At 33.2% G+C, this 24,841-nt stretch carries 25 protein-coding genes and 1 tRNA gene; 10 read left to right on the top strand and 16 right to left on the bottom strand.

Annotated features, from left to right (window positions below; translation table 11 throughout):
• Together DPN68_RS01300 and DPN68_RS01295 are read right to left on the bottom strand one after the other, a co-directional pair.
• Window positions 1-555: an REP-associated tyrosine transposase gene (locus tag DPN68_RS01300; protein WP_113987773.1), complete on the bottom strand. Its 555-nt coding sequence runs from the start codon at window positions 553-555 to the stop codon at window positions 1-3.
• A 162-nt stretch (window positions 556-717) separates the two neighbouring features.
• The gene (locus tag DPN68_RS01295) at window positions 718-1,104 is read right to left on the bottom strand and encodes a hypothetical protein (RefSeq protein WP_113987772.1); all 387 of its coding nucleotides are present in this window, start codon (window positions 1,102-1,104) and stop codon (window positions 718-720) included.
• Between the two features lie 382 nt (window positions 1,105-1,486).
• Here DPN68_RS01295 and DPN68_RS01290 point away from each other — a divergent pair, with 382 nt between their 5' ends.
• The 5 genes from DPN68_RS01290 to DPN68_RS01270 all read left to right on the top strand — a co-directional run bounded on the left by DPN68_RS01290 (window position 1,487) and on the right by DPN68_RS01270 (window position 8,188).
• Entirely contained in the window at window positions 1,487-3,901 is a 2,415-nt protein-coding gene (locus DPN68_RS01290; protein WP_113987771.1) for an efflux RND transporter permease subunit, read from the top strand.
• Between the two features lie 84 nt (window positions 3,902-3,985).
• Complete coding sequence (gene asnS / locus DPN68_RS01285) at window positions 3,986-5,431, top strand: asparagine--tRNA ligase (RefSeq protein WP_113987770.1); 1,446 nt, start codon at window positions 3,986-3,988, stop codon at window positions 5,429-5,431.
• Between the two features lie 113 nt (window positions 5,432-5,544).
• The gene (locus tag DPN68_RS01280; protein ID WP_113987769.1) at window positions 5,545-5,934 is read left to right on the top strand and encodes a GxxExxY protein; all 390 of its coding nucleotides are present in this window, start codon (window positions 5,545-5,547) and stop codon (window positions 5,932-5,934) included.
• A gap of 163 nt (window positions 5,935-6,097) precedes the next feature.
• Window positions 6,098-7,561, top strand: coding sequence for an RNA polymerase factor sigma-54 (gene rpoN / locus DPN68_RS01275; RefSeq protein ID WP_113987768.1), 1,464 nt, complete (start codon window positions 6,098-6,100; stop codon window positions 7,559-7,561).
• Window positions 7,562-7,573: 12 nt separating this feature from the next.
• The gene (locus tag DPN68_RS01270) at window positions 7,574-8,188 is read left to right on the top strand and encodes a hypothetical protein (protein ID WP_133256548.1); all 615 of its coding nucleotides are present in this window, start codon (window positions 7,574-7,576) and stop codon (window positions 8,186-8,188) included.
• Here the strand turns inward: DPN68_RS01270 and DPN68_RS01265 are convergent.
• From DPN68_RS01265 to DPN68_RS01225, 9 genes are all read right to left on the bottom strand, one after another.
• On the bottom strand, window positions 8,183-8,833 hold the full coding sequence (locus DPN68_RS01265; RefSeq protein WP_113987766.1) for a porin family protein: 651 nt from the start codon (window positions 8,831-8,833) through the stop codon (window positions 8,183-8,185). The genes DPN68_RS01270 and DPN68_RS01265 overlap by 6 nt on opposite strands.
• A 73-nt stretch (window positions 8,834-8,906) precedes the next feature.
• Window positions 8,907-9,380, bottom strand: a complete 474-nt coding sequence (locus DPN68_RS01260; RefSeq protein ID WP_113987765.1) for an ExbD/TolR family protein — start codon at window positions 9,378-9,380, stop codon at window positions 8,907-8,909.
• A 20-nt stretch (window positions 9,381-9,400) separates the two neighbouring features.
• Window positions 9,401-10,012 (bottom strand): ExbD/TolR family protein, encoded by a 612-nt coding sequence (locus DPN68_RS01255; protein WP_113987764.1) that lies wholly within the window; start codon window positions 10,010-10,012, stop codon window positions 9,401-9,403.
• A 2-nt stretch (window positions 10,013-10,014) separates the two neighbouring features.
• Window positions 10,015-10,431 carry a hypothetical protein gene (locus tag DPN68_RS01250; protein ID WP_113987763.1) on the bottom strand — a complete coding sequence of 139 codons (417 nt, stop codon included), beginning with the start codon at window positions 10,429-10,431 and terminating at the stop codon, window positions 10,015-10,017.
• Window positions 10,432-10,455: 24 nt separating this feature from the next.
• The gene (locus tag DPN68_RS01245; RefSeq protein WP_113987762.1) at window positions 10,456-11,256 is read right to left on the bottom strand and encodes a MotA/TolQ/ExbB proton channel family protein; all 801 of its coding nucleotides are present in this window, start codon (window positions 11,254-11,256) and stop codon (window positions 10,456-10,458) included.
• Between the two features lie 81 nt (window positions 11,257-11,337).
• Window positions 11,338-11,425, bottom strand: a tRNA-Ser gene (locus DPN68_RS01240).
• Between the two features lie 77 nt (window positions 11,426-11,502).
• Complete coding sequence (locus tag DPN68_RS01235; RefSeq protein WP_113987861.1) at window positions 11,503-12,534, bottom strand: asparaginase; 1,032 nt, start codon at window positions 12,532-12,534, stop codon at window positions 11,503-11,505.
• Complete coding sequence (locus DPN68_RS01230) at window positions 12,521-13,660, bottom strand: 1-acyl-sn-glycerol-3-phosphate acyltransferase (RefSeq protein WP_113987761.1); 1,140 nt, start codon at window positions 13,658-13,660, stop codon at window positions 12,521-12,523. The genes DPN68_RS01235 and DPN68_RS01230 overlap by 14 nt, the downstream gene beginning before the upstream one ends.
• Window positions 13,661-13,721: 61 nt before the next feature.
• Entirely contained in the window at window positions 13,722-14,498 is a 777-nt protein-coding gene (locus DPN68_RS01225; RefSeq protein ID WP_113987760.1) for a TatD family hydrolase, read from the bottom strand.
• Window positions 14,499-14,657: 159 nt separating this feature from the next.
• Between DPN68_RS01225 and DPN68_RS01220 the strand changes: the two genes are divergently transcribed.
• Window positions 14,658-15,095 carry a retropepsin-like aspartic protease gene (locus tag DPN68_RS01220; RefSeq protein WP_113987759.1) on the top strand — a complete coding sequence of 146 codons (438 nt, stop codon included), beginning with the start codon at window positions 14,658-14,660 and terminating at the stop codon, window positions 15,093-15,095.
• Between the two features lie 69 nt (window positions 15,096-15,164).
• Window positions 15,165-16,100, top strand: a complete 936-nt coding sequence (locus DPN68_RS01215; RefSeq protein ID WP_113987758.1) for a hypothetical protein — start codon at window positions 15,165-15,167, stop codon at window positions 16,098-16,100.
• 66 nt (window positions 16,101-16,166) lie between these two features.
• Here the strand turns inward: DPN68_RS01215 and odhB are convergent, their stop codons facing one another.
• Together odhB and DPN68_RS01205 are read right to left on the bottom strand one after the other, a co-directional pair.
• On the bottom strand, window positions 16,167-17,381 hold the full coding sequence (gene odhB / locus DPN68_RS01210; protein ID WP_113987757.1) for a 2-oxoglutarate dehydrogenase complex dihydrolipoyllysine-residue succinyltransferase: 1,215 nt from the start codon (window positions 17,379-17,381) through the stop codon (window positions 16,167-16,169).
• Window positions 17,382-17,451: 70 nt separating this feature from the next.
• A complete protein-coding gene (locus DPN68_RS01205) occupies window positions 17,452-20,229 on the bottom strand; it encodes a 2-oxoglutarate dehydrogenase E1 component (RefSeq protein ID WP_113987860.1) in 2,778 nt (925 codons plus the stop codon).
• Window positions 20,230-20,344: 115 nt separating this feature from the next.
• Between DPN68_RS01205 and DPN68_RS01200 the strand changes: the two genes are divergently transcribed.
• Window positions 20,345-20,890 (top strand): hypothetical protein, encoded by a 546-nt coding sequence (locus DPN68_RS01200; protein ID WP_113987756.1) that lies wholly within the window; start codon window positions 20,345-20,347, stop codon window positions 20,888-20,890.
• On the opposite strand, the gene DPN68_RS01195 is transcribed toward DPN68_RS01200, so the two are convergent.
• The 3 genes from DPN68_RS01195 to DPN68_RS01185 are packed head-to-tail and all read right to left on the bottom strand — an operon-like array spanning window position 20,887 to window position 22,749.
• Complete coding sequence (locus tag DPN68_RS01195; RefSeq protein ID WP_113987755.1) at window positions 20,887-21,237, bottom strand: hypothetical protein; 351 nt, start codon at window positions 21,235-21,237, stop codon at window positions 20,887-20,889. The two genes, DPN68_RS01200 and DPN68_RS01195, sit on opposite strands and share 4 nt — an antisense overlap.
• Before the next feature lie 6 nt (window positions 21,238-21,243).
• A complete protein-coding gene (locus DPN68_RS01190; protein ID WP_133256547.1) occupies window positions 21,244-21,741 on the bottom strand; it encodes a hypothetical protein in 498 nt (165 codons plus the stop codon).
• Window positions 21,742-21,774: 33 nt separating this feature from the next.
• Window positions 21,775-22,749: a polyprenyl synthetase family protein gene (locus DPN68_RS01185; protein ID WP_113987753.1), complete on the bottom strand. Its 975-nt coding sequence runs from the start codon at window positions 22,747-22,749 to the stop codon at window positions 21,775-21,777.
• A gap of 143 nt (window positions 22,750-22,892) precedes the next feature.
• Here DPN68_RS01185 and DPN68_RS01180 point away from each other — a divergent pair, with 143 nt between their 5' ends.
• Both DPN68_RS01180 and DPN68_RS01175 read left to right on the top strand, forming a co-directional pair.
• Window positions 22,893-23,492 (top strand): TetR/AcrR family transcriptional regulator, encoded by a 600-nt coding sequence (locus DPN68_RS01180; protein WP_113987752.1) that lies wholly within the window; start codon window positions 22,893-22,895, stop codon window positions 23,490-23,492.
• Window positions 23,492-24,829 (top strand): TolC family protein, encoded by a 1,338-nt coding sequence (locus DPN68_RS01175; protein WP_113987751.1) that lies wholly within the window; start codon window positions 23,492-23,494, stop codon window positions 24,827-24,829. Before DPN68_RS01180 ends, DPN68_RS01175 begins: the two co-directional genes overlap by 1 nt.
• Window positions 24,830-24,841 lie beyond the last annotated feature (12 nt).

Genomic DNA, 24,841 nt, shown 5'->3' with positions numbered 1-24,841 from the left:
TCAAAATAACTCTAACAAAACAATTTCCAATTCACTTTCTAAATCCGCATAATTTCTAGCAGAACTAAAATAATAATCTTCGGGAAGCGTAACAATTTTCTCTTTCACAGGATTGTTGTGAATGTACTCAATTTTCTGTTTTATAAATGAATTGCTATAAATATGTTCTGCATGATAGCCGTCTTGCCAAACTTTAAAATGTTGGTCTCTTTTTAGATGTTCGCAAGATTTCTGAAAATAGTTTAACAACCATTCTCTTCTGCTTTCCGGTTCATCGATGATGGTTTGAATAATTTTTTTAGAGGTAAACTTTTTGAAATCCCTTATCACATTCGACAAGATAAATCCATTAGTTGCTTTGCAAAATAGATGGATGTGATTGCTCATGATACAATAAGCATAAATTTCTAATCCTTTGTTTTGTTGGCAATGTCTTAAAGAATCTGTGATGATGTATTTTTGATTTAATCGGGTGAAAACATCGACCCAACCTACGATTGTTAAAGTAATAAAATAGGCATCCTCTGTTGTGGTGGCTTTGTATTTTGTTGACATGGCATTTAATTTATAGTCAAAGATAAAAATTATTTTAACTACTAGTATGCTTCTTTATTTACTTTGTGGGCACGGAATGCAATTCCGCGCTATCGTTGCGGTGAGATATCCGAGCGGTCGGGTTTTATAATTCCGAGCGGTCGGGTGCGAGGGCTCTCAGTTCTAAGAAATAGTTGATTGTGCTTTATGAACTTCACGAAGTTTCTCTAAATTTTTATTAAAAAAACTATAATTATAATAAACTTTAAATTCCTTATTATTGTTTATATAAATAATATAACCATTACCAATTTCTTTTACATTTCTAATTAATATTTTTTTTTCATCAAAATATAAATAATGACTATCAAAATTAATCTCTTTAAATTTATAATATCGATAAATAGTTGATGGTAAAATAATAATTAAAAAAAAAGCATTTATTATAATTAGTCCAATTTTATTAAGATATATTCCAAATATTAAAGCAATAATTAGAACAAATATTACCATAATTCTAGTAAACGAAGCAAATGATTCTCTTTCTGTAGTTAACGAAATTTTTTTCATTCCGATTATTTTATATCTAATTCACCGTTTTCGCGCAGATCCTTTCGCGTGGTTTTATAAATTCTCATCCAAAAACATCTTCACAGTCATTTCCAATTCAGTTTTTGATTCACAATATTAAGCTTTTCATCAATAATCTCCAATTATAAGTTAATTTCACCTGAAAACTACTTTCGCATTAGGGATAGGAGCTTTGTTTGAGCTCTTTTATAAAAAACTACCAAAAGTTTTTATAAAAAGCGAGTGCGGATAGCCCGACCCTTGTGGGAATGCCCAAAAAAACTGTATTTCAATACACTATTTTTAACTTTTTCTAAATTCTAAAATCTTAATTCTAGATTCTAGATTTCAAATCGTACCTTTGCGCCAAATTTTTGGGAGCATGTTACAGTGGTTAAGCACCAGTTTTTGGAATTTTATAGCCAATACAATTTTACGAAATAGAATCATCTTGTTACTAGCGGTAACTTTGGTGACGGTTTTTATGGCATCGCAATGGAATAAAATGCGTTTCACCTATACTGAAGCCAATTTATTGCCCGATGAACATGAAATCAACTTACAATACAACGAATTTCTAGATAAATTTGGAGAAGAAGGTAATCTAATTGTCATTGGCTTTAAAGACAGTGCATTTTTCAATGCAAAAAACGTAAAACATTGGCAAGATTTTATTGCACCAATTAAAAAAGACAAATCCGTTGAACTCACACTTTCAATTGAAGATTTAAAAGTATTAGAAAAAGATACGTTGAATCAGAAATTCAAATTGGTGCCGTTTTTAAACTCTGAAAAAATATCCGATGCGTATTTAGCCGAGAAACAAAACCAATTTTTCAATGAACTCCCTTTTTACGAAGGCGTTTTATTCAATAAAGAATCGGGTGCCGTGCGTTTTGCTATTTACATGGATAAAAAAATTGTAAATACACAAGCTAGAAAAGAATTCATCATCAAATACCTGAATCAAGACAGAATCAAAACTTTTGAATATGCCACAGGAATTGACTTGAAAATTTCGGGAATGCCTTACATTAGAACCTTGAATTCGCAAAATATTATTGACGAAATTGGCTTGTTTGTGGGTGCGGCTCTTGGTATTACTTCCCTACTCTTTTTCTTTTTCTTTAGAAGTTTTAGAGCGACTTTAATTTCGATGTTGATTGTAACCATTGGCGTAATGTGGTCTTTTGGAACTTTGGGTGTTTTGAACTATGAAATTACGGTTTTAACAGCTATTATTCCGCCGTTGATTATTGTAATTGGTATTCCCAATTGTATTTTCTTAATCAACAAATACCAACAAGAAATCAAGAAACACGGAAACAAAGCCAAATCGCTCCAACGTGTAATTTCGAAAGTGGGTAACGCTACTTTGATGACCAATGTAACTACAGCCGCTGGTTTTGCGACTTTCATTATTACGGATAGTGAATTGTTGACGGAATTTGGTATTGTAGCTTCGTTGAACATCTTGTTTTTGTTCATTTTGTGTTTGATTATTATTCCAATTGCTTATAGTTACATGCCGTTGCCAAAGGAAAAACACTTGGCACATTTGGGTAAAAATTACATCCAATCGTTTTTGGTTTGGATTGAAAATTCAATTCGTCATCACAATGTGGTGATTTACACTGTGGCTATTAGTGTTTTGGTAGCGGGAATTATTGGTATTTTCCAAATTAAAATTTCAGGAAGTATCATTGAAGATATGCCCAAAAAAGCGGGATTTTTTCAAGATATTTTATTCTACGAAGAGGAATTTGACGGTGTAATGCCACTGGAAATCATGATTGATACCAAACGTCCGAAAGGCGCAATGAAAATGGCAACCTTGAAAAGAATCGACGAGTTACAGGAAACTATTGAAGAAATTCCGGAACTTTCTAAACCAGTTTCTGTAGTGAATTTGGTAAAATATGCCAAGCAATCGTTTTACAACGGCAATCCTGAATATTACGAATTACCTACCAAACAAGAAGAAGCTTTTATTTTGAATTACATCAAAAATTCAACCCAAAAAGGAAGCGAAAACATGCTGAAAAGTTATGTAGATAGTACGGGTCAATACGCAAGAGTTACTACTTTCATGCGCGACATTGGTACGGACAAAATGAAGAAAATCGAAGAACGTTTACAAGAAAAAATAGACATTCTTTTCCCAGAAGAACGCTACACCGTAACCATGACTGGAAAAGCTTATGTTTTTGAAAAAGGAACTCACTATTTGGTGAAAAATTTAGTCTTATCGTTGTTGTTTGCCATTTTATTGATTTCGATTTTAATGGCGTATTTGTTCCGTTCTTTTAAGATGATTATCATTTCTTTATTGCCCAATATTTTACCGTTAATCATCACAGCGGGATTAATGGGTTATTTAGGAATTCCTATAAAACCATCCACTATTTTGGTATTTAGTATTGCTTTTGGTATTTCGGTGGATGATACCATTCACTTTTTGGCCAAATACCGTCAAGAATTAAAAGCAAACAATTGGCGCATCAAGAAATCGGTTTATAATACGGTTAGAGAAGTTGGAGTTAGTATGTTTTATACTTCAGTAGTTCTTTTCTTTGGATTTTCTGTATTTACCTTATCCAGTTTTGGTGGAACCGTTGCTTTAGGAAGCTTGGTTGCCGCCACTTTATTGTTTGCTATGTTGTCCAATTTGATTTTGCTTCCGGCTTTATTGCTTTCGTTAGAAAAAACCATTGCCAATGAGCAAGAATTTTTGGAACCATCAATTGATATTTTAGCAGAAGATGATGCCGAAGACCATACAAACAATAACGAATAGTTTTATATTTGCACTCTGAAAAACAAAAAAGCATAATTGCTTAGAAATTATAAAAATCGTATATTTATTACAAATTGTAACGAAATGAAACATACATCAGTTAAAGATCTTTTAAACAACACGAAAACATTACAAGAAGTTACGGCTAAAGGTTGGGTTAGAACTTTTAGAAACAACCAATTCATTGCTTTAAATGACGGTTCAACGCTTCAAAACATTCAATGTGTTGTTGACTTTGAGAACACACCAGAAACCACTTTAAAACGAATCACCACTGGTGCTGCTGTTTGTGTTACTGGAACTTTACAAGAAAGTCAAGGAAAAGGTCAAAATGTAGAAATTCAAGTTTCAAAAATTGAAATATTAGGAGATAGTGATGCGGAAAAGTATCCGATGCAACCTAAAAAACACTCGTTAGAATTTTTGAGAGAAAATGCACATTTACGTGTTAGAACCAATGCTTTTAGTGCGATTATGCGTGTGCGTTCCACTTTAGCATTTGCTGTACATCAATATTTTCAAGAAAACGGATTTTTCTACGTAAATACACCAATTATCACTGGTTCAGATGCTGAAGGTGCTGGAGAAATGTTCCGCGTAACGGCTTTACCTTTCGATAACACACCAAGAACAGAAGACGGAAAAGTAAATTTCAAAGAAGATTTCTTTGGCAAGGAAACTAATTTAACGGTTTCTGGACAATTAGAAGCGGAAACATTCGCTATGGGATTAGGTAAAGTGTATACATTTGGACCTACATTCCGTGCGGAGAATTCCAATACATCGCGTCACTTGGCTGAGTTTTGGATGATTGAACCAGAAGTAGCTTTCAATGATTTGGATGCCAATATGGATTTGGCAGAAGATTTTATCAAATATGTAATCAAATATACGGTTGATAAATGTGGAGAAGATTTGAAATTCTTAGAAGGTCGTTTATTGGAAGAAGAAAAAGCAAAACCACAAGCGGAACGAAGCGAAATGAATTTGTTAGAGAAATTGAATTTCGTTATGGAAAATAATTTTAAACGCGTTTCTTATACGGAAGCTATTGATATTTTAAGAGATTCAACACCAAATAAAAAGAAAAAATTCAATTACTTAATCAACGAATGGGGTGCTGATTTACAAAGTGAGCACGAACGCTTTTTGGTAGAAAAACATTTCAAATGTCCGGTAATTTTATTTGATTATCCAGCTAAAATCAAAGCGTTTTACATGCGTTTGAATGACAACACAGAACCAGGAAAAGAAACCGTTCGCGCGATGGATATCCTATTCCCAGGAATTGGAGAAATAGTGGGTGGTTCGCAAAGAGAAGAACGTTTGGATGTATTGATTGAGAAAATGAAAGCCATTGGGATTGAAGAAGAAGAATTATGGTGGTATTTAGACACTAGACGTTTTGGAACAGCCGTTCACTCCGGTTTCGGATTAGGTTTTGAGCGTTTGGTACTATTTGTAACGGGAATGGGAAATATTAGAGATGTAATTCCTTTCCCAAGAACACCAATGAACGCAGAGTTTTAAGTCGCAATTTATTTGCCACGAAGACACAAAGGCGCAAAGATTTTAAAAAAACCGCCTCTTGAAACTCTACATATAAGCCAAAATTAGTATTTAACACCAAGAAAAATAGATATATGCCAAATCAAAAATTAGAAGAAATAGCTAAAATAGTTGTTAATTCAGCATTTAAAGTTCATAAAGAATTAGGTCCAGGTTTATTAGAAAAAGTTTATGAAGCTTGTTTAGTTTACGAAATAGCAAAAGCAGGTCTTGAAGTAAATCGTCAAGTTGATGTTCCAATAGTTTATGATGGAGTGACTTTAAAAGAACATCTTAGATTAGATATTATTGTTGAAAATTCAATTATAATTGAAGTTAAAGCAGTTGATATTGTAAATCCAGTTTGGAATGCTCAAATCATAAGTCATTTAAAACTAACTGACAATGAATTGGGATTTTTAATTAATTTTAATGTCCCACTAATTAAAAATGGTATAAAAAGATTTATTAATACAAAAAAGTAGCCACAAATACGCTAAGCCACAAAGAGAAAGTTTTAATTTTAACCTTTTCTATATTTTTTTCAATAAAAGAACTTCGTGCCTTAGTGCCTTCGTGGCAAAGAAAAGAAATAAAAAACTTTGCGCCTTTGCGTCTTTGTGGCAAAAGTAAAAATAGTGCCTTATTATGTTAAAACACAGTTTACAATTCAAATTATCGCAAAAATTATCGCCTCAGCAAATCCAATTGATGAAGTTGATTCAATTGCCTACGCAAGCTTTTGAGCAACGTTTACAAGAAGAATTAGTTGAAAATCCAGCTTTAGAAAGCGGAAAGGAAGAGGTTGAAAATTACGATGAGTTTGAAGATAATGTAAATGACGAATATGATGACTACGATAACGAACAAATCAACACCGAAGACATCAATATTGACGAATATTTAAGTAACGACGAAACACCCGATTATAAATACCAAACAAACAATTACAGTGATGATGACGAAGACAAAAGCATGCCATTTGCTGCTACTGTAACATTTCATCAAGATTTAATCAATCAATTAAACACTTTTATTTTAAGTGACGAAGAACGTGAAATTGCTGAATATTTAGTTGGTAGTATTGATGACACGGGCTACATCAGAAGAAGTTTGCAAGACATTGTAGACGATATGGCTTTTACTCAAGGTATTTATACAGACGAAAAAACGATTGAGAAAATACTTCATGTTGTACAAGAGTTAGAACCTGCTGGTGTAGGCGCTCGCGATTTACAAGAATGTTTGTTGTTACAGCTAAAACACAAAACGCCAAGTGATAGTATTGATTTGGCTATTGAAATAATTAAAGATCAATTTGAAGCTTTTACTAAGAAACATTACGATAAATTATTGCAAAAATTTGACGTTAGTAAAGAACAACTTAGAAAAGCAATTGATGAAATTGAAAAATTAAATCCAAAACCCGGAGGTTCTTACGATGGTAACCAAAAACCAACCGAACACGTAGTTCCTGATTTTACCATACGAATTGTTGATGGTGAATTGGAATTATCACTAAACGGAAGAAATGCTCCTGAATTGCATGTTTCTAAGGATTACCAAGAAATGCTACAAAGCTATAAAGTGGCAAATGAAAAAAGTAGTTCACAAAAAGATGCTGTACAATTCATCAAACAAAAACTAGATGCTGCAAAATGGTTTATTGATGCTATTAGACAGCGTCAAGAAACGCTTTACGTTACCATGAATGCTATTATGCACTACCAAAGTGAATTTTTCTTAGATGGTGACGAAACTAAAATGCGCCCCATGATTTTGAAAGATATTGCCGATATGGTTGGTCTTGATATTTCAACAGTTTCACGTGTGGCTAATAGCAAATATGTAGATACACCATACGGTACAAAATTGATTAAAGAATTTTTCAGTGAGTCAATGAAAAATGACCAAGGTGAAGACGTTTCTACTTTGGAAATTAAAAAGATATTACAAACGGTAATTGGTGAAGAAGACAAAAGAAAACCATTACCTGATGATAAATTGGCTGAAATTTTAAAAGAGAAAGGATATCCAATTGCACGAAGAACCATTGCAAAATACAGAGAACAACTTGATATTCCAGTAGCGCGATTACGCAAGAAAATATAGCTTAAAAAACGAATGAAATTAGTAAAAGTCTTACCAGCATTCTCCTATATTTTCCATCCGATATTTGTTTCGTTATATGGCACGCTTTTTTATTTCTTGATAGATCAAAATTTTACTTATGAATTAACAACGATTTATTTAACGTTAATTCAAGTTAGTATTCTTACCTTGTTTTTACCATTAGCCTTATTCTTCTTATTGGTATCCGTTGGAATAGTAAAATCCTTCACAGAAGCTACTATCAAGGAGAGACGACTTCCAATTGCAATACAAGCCTTACTTCTCTTTATTTTATTAAAATTTAGTGTTTCTTTGGATTACATTCCAGAATTATATTTCTATTTCTTAGGAGGTTTAATAAGTGCGCTTTTGGCTTTACTTGCTACTTTAATAAAACATAAGGCAAGTTTACACATGATTGGCATAAGTGCGTTAACAACCTTCATTTACTTTCTATGTGTGCATTTCGAATTGCCTTTCGTAAACACACTAGCACTTTCTATTGTTTGTATGGGATTGGTTGGCTCTTCGCGACTTTATATGAAATCGCACACACCAATTGAATTAGTAACTGGTTCTATTATTGGAATCACTCCGCAGCTGCTTCTTTGGGTTGTTTGGCTATAGAATATAAAATTTCAAACCAACATTAAACGAACTTAATTTTGAACCATTTTTAAAAATAGGATCCAAACCATAATAAATATAAGGATTCCAAGTATTATAACCTGCGGCTATATATGCTCCAAACTGCCATTTGGTTAACTCTTCTGTAATATCGACTTTTTCTCTTGAAGAAGCATCTTCTAAAATAAGTTGGCCACTAAAAACATAACTTGCTTTAAATCCGCCATAAACACGCCAAAACTTATGACTATCAGGAGTTGCATTACGCCATCTAAATTCTATAGGAAACTCTATTTGATGAAAAATTACTCGAGTTCGGATAATATCTGTTGATGAACCTGTTCCTAATAAATCTTTCTCACTAATAAGCTGTTTGGCATCGTTATACGCATAACCAATTCCTGGAGCGATTGACCAATGTCTGTTTTTACTAATTGGAAAATCTCGAAGAAATCCAGCTGTTAAAGCAGGTGAAAAAGAGTATTGTTTAAATCCTTTCGGACGGTTTTGCAACAAATTATATGAAACAGAAAAATAAAATTGATCTTCGCGAAAAAGCGAATCAACAGCAGTAGTAGCATTTCGCTCTTGACTTAAGCCAAGAGTACAAATCAACACTAGAATAAATGAGAAACAAAACTTCATTTTAATATTTTTATAAAAATAACAAAAAAAGGTACGCCAAACGTACCTTTTTTTTAAAAATATAATGAGTTTATTACTCTACAACACTTCCTTGTGATGTAGTGTAATTCACTTTTAATTGATCTACTTTACGTAATTCTTGTTTAATATCTTGTACCAATCCCATCTTAACATTTTTGTCAATTTTTAAGGAAGCAGTAAGATATTTTTCATCTTCAGAATTTCTTGATGCTCTTTCTGAGATAACAAAATTTCTAATGTCATTCACAGTAGAAATTTTATCTGATAATTGAATACGATCAGAAGCTCCTAATGAGGCTCTGTAGCGCTCACTTGGTTTTCCTGCGTAAATATACATTACGTATTGCTTTTTGTGCAATTTAGCGGTTTGATTCGCTTTTGGTAGTGTATTTTCAATTTTCAAATCACTATCTTTCATTGTAGTAGCAGTCATAAAGAAGAACAAAAGCATAAATACAATATCAGGTAATGATGCTGTAGAAATCCCTGGCGTTCCACCAGATTTTTTCTTTTTAAACTTAGACATAGTTTCTAAAATTTAAAGGGTTAAAAGTTCTTTTTAGGTTCTGCTTCAGAAAGACGCATTGGGAATAGTTGTTGGATTTTTTCCACTTTTGGTTTTAAATCGTCAATTAATCCTTCTCTAGCTTTAGAAGCCGGATCATTGTACACATATTCCATTTCTCTGAAAGTAACACCGTAGCGCTTTTTACATTCTCTATCTCTTAAGAAGTAATAAGCTGCAACCAACTCATTTTGAACCGCAATATACGTTTCATAAGTGGTTTGTCCGTCATTCATCAATGAGATTACCGCATCATCTGGACTATCAGATGATTTTGGATTTCCTTTTCCTTGACAGTAAGCACATTGGCCAGTACCATTATTTTCAAGAAATTCAATCGCAGCTACTCTCAAATCTTTAAGCTCCATTACCTGCTCATTAACTAACAATTGATTGTCTTTGTTTACCAAAACTCTCAAAATGTTTCTTTCGTTAATTGGTGGTGGAGGCGGATTTTCTTCATATCTAGGCAAAAGTCTGTTAATCCCTTGATCAACTCCTATGGTAGTAGTAACCAAGAAAAAGATCAAAAGCAGGAAAGCAATATCCGCCATAGAACCGGCATTTACCTCTGGTGCTTCTCTTTTTGCCATAATTATTTTTTAAATTTTGTTAATCCTGTCCAAGCCATTGTACCAATAGCAATTAATGCTAAAAAGTAAAAAGTATTAAGACCAGTACTTACCAATTTAGATGTTGTTCCTGAAACTATTTCTCCACCTGCTTTAACATCAGAGCTGTCTGCTAAGATAAACGCTAACAATACAACTCCTAAAAACATACCTATTGACATAAGTGTTTTCTTTAATGTTTCTTGTTTAGCAAATAAGTTTTTAAATACGTATATTAAAACAATCGCAATACACGCAAATAAAATTACATAAGCTACAAGTATTAATGGTGAAATCCATGCGCTGTCTTTTTCATCAGTAGCCAATATGCCTCCTAGGAAGACCATACTAAGAATACCAATAGCTAAAGCAGCAAATTTTACTATTTTATGTAAATTCATAACAATACTGTTATTTGTAGGTTATTATTTTTTGTAATCAGATAAAATATCAATCAAGCTAATTGAAGCATCTTCCATATCATTAACGATAGAATCAATTTTAGCAATGATATAGTTGTAGAAAACTTGAAGAATAATAGCTACGATAAGACCAAATACCGTTGTTAATAACGCTACTTTAATACCTCCAGCTACTAATGATGGCTCCATAGATCCTGCAGACTCAATTTGGTCAAACGCTTGGATCATACCAATTACCGTTCCCATGAATCCTAACATCGGTGCTAATGCAATAAATAAAGAAATCCAAGATACGTTTTTCTCTAATTGTCCCATTTGAACACCACCGTAAGCTACAACCGCTTTCTCAGCAGACTCAATTCCGTGAGAATGTCTATCTAAGCCTTGATAGAAAATAGATGCAACTGGTCCTGCTGTATTTCTACAAACTTCTTTAGCTGCCTCAATACCACCAGATTTCAAAGAATCTTCTACTTCGTTAATTAATTTTTTTGTATTCGTTGTTGAAAGATTTAAGTAAATAATTCTTTCGATTGCAATAGCCAAACCTAAGATCAAACAGATTAATACGATACCCATGAAACCAGGTCCACCTTCAATAAATCTCTTCTTTAATTCTTGAGTAAATGTAGCATTTGCTTCTGAAGCATCGTCAGTTTCTACAACTGCCATTTCTTCTGCCGGAGCTTCTTCTTGAACTTGTTCAGTTGCAGCTGCTGTAGTATCAGCCTCAGTTTCTTGAGCTTGTACACTTCCAAAAGTCATAAGCCCTGTGATTGCTAAAATAGAAAATAATCTTTTCATCGCTTTTGTTCTTAAAATTTAATTAGTTAATTGGGTTAAAGGTATAAAATTATTTATTAAAATATAAAATTAAATTATCAGCAGAGAGGAAGGGATTCGAACCCTCGTCCCGATTTTGTCGGGAACACACTTTCCAGGCGTGCGCCTTCGACCACTCGGCCACCTCTCTAACGACTTTTTAATCGTAAATTAAGGCGCTAAATAACGCAAAAAATATCACGTATAAAAATTTATATTGTTATTTTTTTATGACATTTCACCTCTAATGGGCGTTTCGAAAATGGTTTTGAACACATTTTTAGAAACTTTTTGCCCCAAAAGGTACATTAATTTGGTAATCGCTCCTTCTGTAGTAATATCAGAACCTGAAATTACGCCAATATTTTTCAACTCCGTACTCGTCTCGTATTTCCCCATTGCCACACTTCCTCCACTACATTGTGTTACATTTATAACGTGAATATCTTTATTTATTGCCTTCTCTAAAGTATTTACAAACCATTTTTCTGAAGGTGCATTTCCTGAGCCATAGGTTTCAAGAACAATTCCTTTTAAATTTGGAATAGCTAAAACAGTTGACAAAACAGCTTCTGTAATTCCTGGAAACAACTTCAATACCAAAACATTATCATCAAAATCCAGATTTACTTTAAGCTTTTTTGACGATTCCAAACGTAACAACAAGTCTTTATTGACTTTAAGATGTACACCAGATTCTGCTAATTCAGGAAAATTTGGAGAAGCAAACGCATTGAAATGTTCGGCGCTAATTTTAGTAGTTCTATTTCCTCGGTACAATTTATATTCAAAATACAAGCCAACTTCTTTAATAATTGGTTTCCCCTTTTCTTGTAAAGAAGCGATTTGAATTGCGGTAATTAAATTTTCTTTGGCATCGGTTCTCAAATCACCAATTGGCAATTGTGAACCAGTAAAAATTACAGGTTTTGATAAATTTTCCAACATAAAGCTCAATGCAGATGCACTATAAGACATCGTATCTGAGCCATGAAGCACCACAAAACCATCAAATTTGGTGTAATTTTCTTGAATAATTGTTGCCATTGCTTGCCAATTAGCAATACTCATATTAGAAGAATCAATTGGTTTTTTAAAAGAAACCGTATCAATTTCGCAAGACAAAAGCTTAAGTTCAGGAATATTATTCAGTAATTTTTTAAAATTAAATGCTTTAAGAGCGCCCGACTCAAAATCCTTGACCATTCCAATGGTTCCACCTGTATAAATAAGTAATATTTTAGGTTTAGAAACTGGCATTTTCATATTTCATTTTATTCACTACTGGATTGGCATACATGGCTAAAAATCCTTCACGAAGCACTTCATTCTCTGCATCAATTTTAAGTTCTAGTCGGCGTTCAAACAATTGTTTTTCTTTATCCGAATAGTAGCTGGAAAATCGTTCCGAATTATTTAAAATATCGTAAGCAATATAATTTGTTGGCCATAATTTATAGGATTGCAAAATAGAATCATCAATAACTTGTGCCAATGCCTGAATTTGTTTATTAGAATTGTTGGTTTCAGCGATTATTGCATCGTATTCCTTTTCTAAAACATCACCAATATGAATGTGAATTCGTTTTTTCTGACCAATAATTCCGCTCAATAACGTTATAAAATCTTCGTTTTTCTCTTTGATATACACTTCATCATTTGCTAATGCCATTAATTGCGGCATTTTTAAAGCATCTGTTGGATCATATTCGTAAGAAATAGAAACTGGGACTACTTTTAATTTCCTAAAATAATCCATACAATTTTTCTCATCTGACGCCATAGCAACCATTTTCAAAACGCCTTGATGTGTGGCATCGTTTCCGTCTTTGGTTCTGCCTTCGCGTTGGGCAATCCAAACTGAGCGATTTTCTTTGGAAAGCAAATGATACATATATTCCGACATCAATTTGGAACTTTGTAGCAATTCTCTTGGCGACAAACCTCTTTGTACCAAAAAATTCCTATTTAATTTAGAAAGCTTGAGTAAAAAATCTTTCTTTACCAAATTATCCCCAATAGCAGAAGCTGTCATAACCAATCCATGATCAAACAAAGAGACGTTCAACAAAGAAGTATCTAAAATAATATCACGGTGATTGGAAATAAACAAATACGAAGTATTGGGTTCCAATTTCTCAAAACCTGAAGTAGTAAGTCCTTCCGAACTTTTCTCCAAAACACGTTGAATGGATTGGTATACGAAATTAATCTGAAAATCGCGAATAGAATGCGTTCGTTTCAATTGCTCTTTCCAAACCTCATCATCTTGTTCAGGAAAGGTAAAATTCATCAACGCTTTCATCATAGGATGATGCAACGAAGAAATTAAGGCTTCGTTTACTTCAGAATCATAATACGGACGAATCGAGTCGAATTTTGACATATTTTATTTGAATCAATCCACAAAAGAACAAAAATTTTATCAATTGTTCCTTAATTAAACATTAAATTCCGAAAATTTGTTTAGAATTTTCCGTTGTGATTTTTGCAATTTCTTCCAATGGCAAATTATAAATCTCAGCTAATTTTTGGGCAACCAATAAAGTATAACTGCTTTCATTTCTTTTTCCACGATAAGGAACAGGCGCTAAATAAGGCGAATCGGTTTCTAAAACAATGTGTCTCAAATCAATTTGATTTAGAAATTGGTCAATTTTTCCATTCTTAAAAGTAGCTACTCCGCCAATTCCAAGTTTCATTCCTAACGAAATGGCTTTTTTTGCTTGTTCAAAATCACCAGTAAAACAATGGAAAATTCCGAATAAATCATCTGATTTTTCACTTTCTAAAACTTCAAAAATTTCATCAAACGCATCACGGCAATGAATATTGATAGCTAATCGGTGTTTTTTAGCCAATTGAATTTGCCTTTTGAAAGCCATTTTTTGGATATCCAAAGTGGTTTTATCCCAATACAAATCAATTCCAATTTCACCCACGGCATAAAACTTCTTTGAAGCCAATTCGTTTTCTACATGAATCAACTCTTGCTCAAAAGTCTCCGGTTTCACATAACACGGATGCAATCCCATCATTAGAAATACATTTTCGGGATATTCCTTTTCTAAATTATACATTTTTTGAGTATAACTAGCATCAATTGACGGTACAAAAAATCGAGTAACGCCAGCTTGAATGGCTTTTTGCATCATTTCATTTCTGTCGGCATCAAATTCTTCGGAATATAAATGGGTATGGGTATCGGTTAAAGAAAGTTTCAAGTTCAAAAGTTTCAGGTTTCAAGTTTGTTGTTTGTTGTTTGTTGTTTGTTGTTTGTTGTTTGTTGTTTGTTGTTTGTGGTGCAAAGTTATAAAAAGTATTAAGATGAAAGTATTAAGAATTAAGACTAAAGTAAAGCAACAATTTTTTACTTTTGAATTATGGAAGATTTACAAGCATTTTTAAAGAAAAACAAATACAAAAAAATCAAATTTAAGGTGTTAAAAACCCAACACCTATTAATTACTGCCAAAATTAATGGTGTTAAAGGAAGTTTTATTTTGGATACTGGAGCTAGTAATAGTTGTCTAGGTTTTGAAGGAATAACAAAGTTTCAACTCATAGCAGAAACTTCAGAAACCAAAGCCGCTGGTGCTGGAGCTACAGGAATGGAAACCCAACTTTCGAAAAACAATCTATTACAATTAAGCCATTGGAAAACGCATAAATTTCACTTGGTTATTTTTGATATGCAACACGTAAATCAAGCTTTAAACGAATACAAAACCAAACCGGTTGATGGAATTATTGGTGCTGATATTTTGTTAAAAGGAAAAGCGATTATTGATTATTACAATCATTATTTGTATTTGAGGTAATTGTTTGTAAGAAATTAGCGCAACCTTTTTGTTTTTGTTCCATCTTATAACAAACAAAAACAAATTAATATGAAAAAGAGATTAACCTATTTAGCACTAAGTGTTTTATTACTTGTAACATCTTGCACTGATGATATTGATGATAATATCAATTTAGAAGCAACTACTTCGGAAAAATTTTATGGCTTATTTCAAGCTGAAATGACTAATCAAACACAAACCTTTGCATTTGATTCAGAATCTGGTTTAGTTACTTTTGTTTCTGACAATGGTGTTTATTTAACTATTGACGGAAGTTGCCTTAGAAAAAACGGGCAACCAGTAACTGGACAAGTCAATTTGGAATTTATTGAAATCTTTGACAGAAGTACGATGTTGTTGACTAATAAATTAACAATGGGACTTGACAATGGGCAAAAAAAACTACTTATTTCTGGAGGTGAATTTTATATTAATGCAACACAAGATAATGTAAATCTAACATTAACTTGCGAAATGTCGTTAGCTGTACCAACAGCACTTACTGAAGGAACAGCGCCTGAAATGGCTCCATTTATAGGAACGGTTGATGCCAATGGAAATATTTTGTGGGAATTATCACCAATGATTGAATCATGGAATGGCACTTTAAACCCTAATTCCAACGAGCAATCTTATAATGCGTTACTGAATAACTTTGGTTGGTTTAATTATGATTTTTTTATGGATGATAATTTACCAATGACTGAAATCACAGCTAATGTTCCGGTTGGTTATGGTCATGGAAATTCTATAATTCTTCTAGCAACAAGTAACATACCAAATTCATTAGGTTCTATTGGCGGCGTTTATCCAATTGGATTAGATTGTCATTTAATTTTCTTATCCGAACAAGATGGAAAGTTCTTATATAGCATCAAAGAAAACCAAACATTAGTTAACAATCATGTGGTTAATTTTCCGCTTTCTGAAATGCAATTAGTAACTGCTGCAGAAATGAGAACAATTATTGATGCTTTGGACTAAAAAATAAAAATCCCAAATTCCTAAAAAATTTGGAATTTGGGATTTTAAATATTGGGATTTATATTTCTATAATTCTAACGCTTTTTTCACATTACCACCCATTAATAATTCTGTTGGGTTTTCTAATGCTTCTTTAACTGCTACTAAGAATCCAACTGACTCACGTCCGTCGATGATTCTGTGGTCGTATGATAAAGCAACATACATTACTGGAGCAATTACGATTTGACCATTTTTAACAATCGCTCTTTCTACTACATTGTGCATTCCTAAAATACCTGATTGTGGAGGATTGATAATTGGTGTAGATAACATACTTCCGAAAACACCACCGTTTGAAATAGTGAATGTTCCACCAGTCATTTCATCAACTGTGATTTGTCCGTCACGAGCTCTAATAGCTAATCTTTTGATTTCAGCTTCTACTCCTCTAAATGATAGAGTCTCTGCATTTCTCATAACAGGAACCATTAATCCTTTTGGACCAGAAACCGCAACCGAAATATCACAGAAATCGTAAGATATTTTCTCTTGACCATCAATCATTGAGTTTACATCTGGATACAATTGTAACGCACGAGTTACAGCTTTTGTAAAGAACGACATAAAGCCTAATCCTAAACCGTGTTTCGCTTTGAACTCTTCTTTGTATTGGTCACGTAACGCATAAATTGCAGTCATATCTACTTCATTGAAAGTAGTTAACATCGCTGTTTCGTTTTTTGCAGAAACCAAACGCTCAGCCACTTTTCTACGTAACATAGAAAGCTTTGTTCTTTCCGTTCCGCGGTTACCTCCTGTTGGAGTTCCCATTGATGGTACTGCATTTACAGCATCATCTTTAGTGATTCTTCCACCTTTTCCTGTTCCAACAATAGCTGTTGGTTCAATATTTTTCTCGTCTAATATTTTTCTAGCTGCTGGAGATGGTGCTTGTGTAGCATACGTTTTCTCAGCAACTGGAGCTGCTTTTGGTGCTTCTGCTTTAGGAGTTTCAACTTTTGCTTCTTCTTTAGCTGGTGCTGCTCCACCTTCTGGTTTTGCTGCGCTTGTATCGATTAAACACACTACTTGACCTACCGCTACTGCATCACCTTCTTCTGCTTTTAAAGTAATGATTCCACTAGCTTCTGCAGGTAATTCTAAAGTTGCTTTATCTGAATCTACTTCAGCAATTGCTTGATCTTTTTCTACATAATCACCATCTTGCACTAACCAAGTTGCAATTTCTACTTCTGTGATTGATTCGCCTGGAGAAGGCACTTTCATTTCTAAAATCATATTTTTTTAGTTTAAAAGTTGACAGTTTCTAGTTTATAAACCTCAACTGCTATTTGTTTATTGTGTTATTTTATTGGAATAAATTTTTATCAAAAACCATGGCAATGGCATTCGCTTGACGTTTTTTAGAACGCTCATAACTTCCTGCTGCTGGTGCACTATATGCTTTTGGTGATGCTAATCTTAATTTTACTAAATCAAAATTCATCAACATATAACTGTAAGCTCCCATGTTTTTTGGTTCTTCTTGTGCCCAAACATAATCATCTGCATTTGGATAGCTGTCTATAATGGCTTTGATTTGATCAGTTGCTAATGGGAACAATTGCTCTAAACGAACTACTGCCACATCATTTCTTCCCAATTCTTCGCGTTTTGCAATGATATCATAGTATACTTTTCCAGTACAGAAAACCAACGTTTTAATTGCTTTTTTATCTGTTGTATTTGGATCGTCTAAAATTTCTTGGAATTGACCATTGGCAAAATCACTAGCAGAAGAAACCGCTAATGGATGACGCAACAAACTCTTAGGTGAAAATACAATCAACGGTTTACGGAAATTGGTTTTCATTTGTCTTCTCATCAAGTGGAAGAAGTTTGCAGGCGTTGTTACATCTGCTATATACATATTATGTTTAGCACACAATTGTAGGAAACGCTCCATACGAGCTGATGAATGTTCGGCTCCTTGGTTTTCATAACCGTGAGGCAACAACATTACCAATCCGTTTTGGTTGTTCCATTTGTCTTCACCTGCTGAAATGTATTGGTCAATCATGATTTGAGCTCCGTTAGAGAAATCTCCAAATTGCGCTTCCCAAATCGTTAATGTATTTGGCGATGCTAAAGCATAACCGTATTCAAAACCTACCACTCCGTATTCCGATAAATGTGAATTGTAGATGTAGAAATTCCCTTTTTTGTTTTCAATGTGATTTAAAAGTACTACTTCTTCTTCCGAATCTTCTACTTTTACCACAGCATGACGGTGCGAGAATGTACCACGTTCCACATCTTGTCCCGACATACGAACATCGTAACCTTCTGTTAACAACGAACCGTAAGCCAACAATTCACCCATTGCCCAATCCATTTTATCCGATTCGAAAAACATATTTTTTCTATCGTTAATTAGTTTGGTAATTTTACTGATGAATTTTTTATCCGATGGAAGTTCCGTTAAGGTTTTGGCAATACTTTCTAATTGTTTCGCATCGAAAGTAGTGTCGTATTTTTGAAGCATTTTATCATCTGAAACTTGCTCGAAACCTTCCCATTCGTTTTGCATGAACGGCGTGATTACGGTTAAATCTTTTTTACGAGATTCTTCTAAGTTTTCGTCTAATTTGGCTTTGTATTTTTCTTCTAATTCTTTTACATAAGCGGCATCAATAATACCTTCTTGCTTTAATTTTTCAGCATATAATTCTCTTGAATTTTTATGCTTTGAAATTAACTTATATAATTTTGGTTGGGTAAAACGAGGCTCATCACCTTCATTGTGACCGTATTTTCTATATCCTAATAAATCGATGAAAACATCACCACCAAATTCCATTCTATAATCCAATGCAAAAATCATCGCATGAACCACTGCTTCTACATCATCCGCATTTACGTGAAGCACTGGCGATAAGGTAACCTTTGCAATATCAGTACAATACGTTGAAGTTCTAGCATCTAAATAATTGGTAGTAAATCCAACTTGGTTATTGATTACTAAATGAATCGTTCCTCCCGTTTTATAAGCGTCCAAATTTGCCATTTGGATAATTTCATACACAATTCCTTGTCCGGCTACGGCTGCGTCTCCGTGAACAGCAATTGGCAATACTTTAGAAAAATCATTTGGATACAAACGATCTTGTTTTGCTCTTGCAATTCCTTCGATTACAGCACCAACCGTTTCCAAATGCGATGGATTTGGCGCTAAATTTAAATTAATTTTCTTTCCAGAATCGGTAACTCTATCCGAAGTTAAACCTAAGTGGTATTTCACGTCACCATCAAAATGGTGATCATCATCGTAATCTTTTCCGTCAAATTCAGAGAAAATATTTTGGGTGTTTTTACCAAAAATATTAGCCAAAACGTTCAAACGACCACGGTGTGCCATTCCCATTACAAATTGCTCCACGCCTCTATCCGCAGCAGCTTCTACTAAAGCATCCAAAGCCGGAATAGCCGATTCACAACCTTCCAATGAGAAACGTTTTTGACCTACATATTTGGTATGTAAAAAAGTTTCAAAGGAAATTGCTTCGTTTAATTTCCCAAGAATATGTTTCTTTTCGTCAGCAGAAAATTTAGGTTGGTTATCGTTTACATCTAAACGGTTTTTAATCCATTCCAATACTTTTGGTTCTCGAATATACATGTATTCAACACCAATAGATTGGCAATACACACTTTCCAAATGCTTGATGATATCAGCCAAAGTACTTGGTTGCATGTTCACCATTTTAGCTGCATCAAAAACGGTATTCAAATCCGCTTGAGACAAACCGAAATTCTCGATTGCCAAATCAGGAGCATACGTTCTTCTATCGCGAACGGGATTGGTTTTTGTGAATAAATGACCTCTAGTTCTGTAGCCTTCAATTAACTTAAGAACATTGAACTCTTTTTGTGTTTTTTCAGAAACCTGAACGGTAGTATTTCCTGAAGCAATGTTGGCAACTTGGTAAGCCACTTCATCAGTTCCGTAATTGGCTTGTGCAAAATCGAATCCTTGAAAGAAACTTCTCCAACTGGGTTCAACACTATCCGGGTTTGTTGTATATTGTTCGTATAAATCGGCAAAAAAAGCCGTGTGTGCAGCGTTTAAAAAGGAAAACCTATCCATAGTTGTGTCTAAAAATGACGTTTTGGTTAAAAATCTTTGCAAAAGTAAGACATTTTATAATAATCTTTCAAAGATTTTTATACTTTTATAACATTAATTTTTTGAAAAAGGTTTTATGAAAAAGAATTTCGCAATAAATTTAACAGTTTTGCTAACTTTTGTGTTTTTATTTGGTTCGAGTATTGTAGTTTTTGCACAAGAAAACCAAGAAATGAAAACAAAAAGTGATTTTTGGGAGCGCGTTCAATTTGGTGGTGGACTTGGTTTAGGTTTTGGAAATGGTTATGCTGATGTTGCCATTGCACCAAGTGCAATTTATAATTTCAACGACTATTTTGCAGCTGGTTTAGGTGCGCAATATAGCTATGTAAGACAGCGTGATATCTTTACTTCAAATATGTATGGCGGAAGCGTTATTGGCTTGTTTCATCCTATTAGAGAAATTCAAATTTCAACTGAACTGGAGCAACTTCGTGTAAATTCAAGATTTGAAACTATTAATGGCACGGCAACTAGAGATTTTTGGAATACCGCTTTGTTTGTTGGAGCTGGATATAGAAATGAAAATATAACTATTGGACTGCGATACAATGTTTTACACAAAGATCGCGATTATATGTATGTGGATGCATTGATGCCTTTCGTGAGAATATTTTTTTAATAGTTATTACGAAACCAAACCTTTTGCCATTCGCGTTTCATAACTAAAAATGTGACTTGTTCTGATAATTCTACCAAATCGGAACCATCCAATTTTTTAATTTGCTCTTCAGGAACATCAATAATGTAAAGTAAATTCAAATATTCGGCGAATTTATGCTGAATAAGTTTATAAATTTTTTCTTGTACCAAATTTTTAAACTCAAACGGAAGAATACTAGCTGGAACATCCAAAGGTTCATTCGCCAAAGCAAAATCTTTATTCACTTGCTCAATGAGTTTGAAGTACAAATGTTCTTCTTCGGCTTGCGAAATTAAGGCATCAATATTTGCTGGTGATTGATACATTATTTCCTAATTATTTTGGGATTGTACAATTAAACCAATCGTTGCTTGATATTTTCTTCCATCGAATTGGCTGAATTTTTTATTAAATGCAACTTTTTCTAATCTTTTATATGGCTGGATTTCAAGGTCATTAATATTTTTTAATTCTCTTCCTTTACCTCCATTTCTTAACTCAAATAGAATCATATCGGATTTATCTTCAGAATAAACTGAAATGAATTCTAATTGATTAACATCCATTTTATCAAACAGTAAAATATCTTCTGATAAAATTGTAATTGTGTCTTTTGTATCTTTAATTACTGCTATAGTTTGATAATAATATTCTTTGTCGTTTTTCAAATTCTCTCCACCGTGTGTACAAACTAACTCAATAGGAAATCTTTTTTTCGATGAAGATTCATCAATATCAAATTCATTAATATTATGAAGCTCAAACTTTGAACAAGAAGTAAATAGAAATAAAATTATTAAACTCATTATTGTTTTTTGATTTTTTTTCATAAAATTTGAACTTGATTTTGTCATTGCACTTGATTACACGTTTCTTCCCATTAGATTCTCTCCAAAAGCTTTCAAAATAGCTTTCTTTTCTGAATCGATGTCCATTTTTTCTAAGGTTTCAAATGCTTTGAATGTAAAGTCTTTGATAGCAGCTTTAGTCGCTTCACTAGCTCCAGAGGAATCAAAAATGGTTTTTACTGATTCAATTTTATTAGTATTATCTGAAGGTTGAATCGAAAACAAATGCAACAATTGTTGTTTATCTTCTTCGTTAGCAAATTCCATGGCTTTCAAATACAAATAGGTTTTTTTGTTTTCGATGATGTCGCCACCAACTTGCTTTCCAAAAGTCTCTGGGTTTCCAAAAGCATCTAGAAAATCATCTTGTAATTGGAAGGCAATTCCTAAATTTAGTCCAAAATCATAAATTAAATTCGCATTTTCTTCCGAAGTTTCCGCTACAATGGCGCCCATTTTCATAGCGGCACCCACTAAAACAGCAGTTTTGTATTCAATCATTTTCAGGTATTCGGGAATCGTAACATCATCACGAGTTTCAAAATCCACATCGTATTGTTGGCCTTCACAAACTTCTAAAGCGGTTTTGCTGAATAATTTGGCTAATTTTTGGAAAATATTTGGTTCGTAGTTTTCAAAATATTGGTAAGCTAAAATTAGCATCGCATCGCCTGATAAAATTCCGGTGTTTAAATCCCATTTTTCATGAACGGTTTGATTGCCTCTTCTTAGTGGTGCATCGTCCATTATATCATCATGAATCAACGAAAAATTATGAAAAACCTCAACTGCAGTAGCTGCTGGAATGGCTTTTTTTGCATCCACATTAAAAACTTCTGTTGCCATTAGCGTTAAAACAGGACGCATTCTTTTTCCTCCCAATGCCAAAATATAAGCAATAGGTTCGTATAAGTTTTTAGGCTGTTTTTGTGTAGCAATAGTCGAAAAATGATTCGCTAATAATTCCTGATAATAGGCAATAGGATGCATGAAATTTAATTTTTGGCTAAAATACTCCAAATATTGTGTATTGCCAAAATTAGTCAAATGTTAAATTTTCGTAAAAACTTTGGAAACTATTTTGGTGTTAAAAGTTTCCATCATACATTTGCGCCTGAATTTTGAATGAAATTATGAAAGAGAAAATTATTGCCAAAGCTAAAGAAATGTTTTTAAGATTAGGTTTCAAGAGTATCACTATGGATGATATTGCTTGCGAAATGTGTATATCAAAGAAAACCATCTACAAGTATTTTTCTAATAAAGACATTTTAATAGAGGAAAGTATAAAACTAGCTCATATTGAAATCAATGAAACCATCGATAAAATTGTAGCACAAGATTTAAACGCCATTGAAGAAAATTTTGAAATCAAACGCATGTTCAAAGAAATGTTTAAGAGTTCAGAAACTTCTCCTATTTATCAATTGAAAAAACATTATCCAGAGATTTACAACAAAGTATTAGGTTTACAAATCGAGGTTTGCATCAAATGTTTCAAAGACAACATCTTAAAAGGCATGAAAGAAGGCTTGTATCGCAAGAATTTAGATGTAGACAATTATGTAAAATTTTATTACACCTTAATCTTCAATATCAATGAAAATACGGCTTTAGAAATTGAAGCTCAAGAATTAGAATTAAAAGCATTGGAATACCATATTAGAGCCATGGCAACATTGGCAGGAATCGTAGAATTAGAAAAACAATTAAAGACACAAATTATTTATTAATGAAACGTAAATTAATTCTCCTAGTCTTAGTACTATTTAACATAGGAATGGCACAAGAAACGAAGAAATCTTACAACTTCACACTGAAAGAAGCTATTGCGCACGCATTGGAAAACAATTATGCAGCAATTAATTCCTCAAGAGATATTGAGGCTGCCAAAAAGAAAAAATGGGAAACAACCACCATTGGTCTACCACAAATTAACAGTAACATTAACTACCAAAACAACTTAGTTATCCAGAAATCAGTTGTTCCAGCTGAATTTTTTGGAGGAAACCCAGGTGAATTTCAAGAAGTGGAATTTGGTGTAAAGCACAATATGGTAGCAAACGCTTCTTTGAGTCAATTACTTTTTGATGGTTCATACTTAGTAGGATTACAATCGGCAAAAGTCTATTTACAAATTTCTCAAAACGCCAAAGAAAAAACCGATTTGGAAATCAGAGAAATTGTAATCAACGCTTACGGCAATGTATTATTAGCAAGAGAAAGCGTAAAAGTATTGGAAAGCAACAAAAAATCGTTAGAGAAAACACTTTTTGAAACAGAAGAAACCTTCAAAAATGGTTTAATTGAAGAAGAGAATGTAGAACAACTTCAAATTACGTTTAGCCAAATCAAAAGCATGCTTTCCAATGCGCAAAAAAGAGAAATTATTGCGCTAAAAATGCTAAAATTGGTTTTAGGAATCGACATGGACGAAGAGGTGATTTTAAAAGATAATTTAGATCAATTGGCCTCTGAAAACATTGTTTTAAATAGTAATTTCGATTTTACAGTAACCAATACTATTGATTATAAAATTGGACTAAATAACGAAGAAGCTTCTCGTCTGTTATTGAAATTAGAAAAAAGTAAAGCGCTTCCTTCATTGTCTGCCACTGCAAATTTTGGATACAACTCATTTAGTAATACGTTTTCTTTTTTGGAAAGAGACCAAAATTGGTTTAATTTCTCTAACATTAGTGTAGGATTAAACATTCCGATCTTCAGCAGTTTAGGAAGAACCGCAAGAACGCAACAAGCAAAAATAGCTTACGAACAAGCGAAAACCCAACTCAAAGAAACCGAACAAAAACTCTTACTAGAATTTGAAAAATCAAAAACCGATTATGAATATAGTGTGGAGCAATATGCAGTAGCTAAAGAAAATTTACGTTTAGCCGAACGCATTGAAAACAAACAACAAATCAAATTCAAAGAAGGAATTTCATCCAGTTTTGAATTCACCGAAGCACAACGTCAATTGTATGCTGCACAACAAGATCATTTGCAAGCCATGATTGAAGTAATCAGTAAAAAAGCAACTTTAGATAAAATTAGTAACCAAAAATAATTCCATTTCAAA

Source organism: Flavobacterium tibetense, from assembly GCF_003293845.1.
In the GTDB taxonomy this organism is placed as follows: domain Bacteria; phylum Bacteroidota; class Bacteroidia; order Flavobacteriales; family Flavobacteriaceae; genus Flavobacterium; species Flavobacterium tibetense.
Note: the sequence above shows the minus strand (reverse complement) of the source record. Positions and strands in the feature narration are given on the sequence as shown.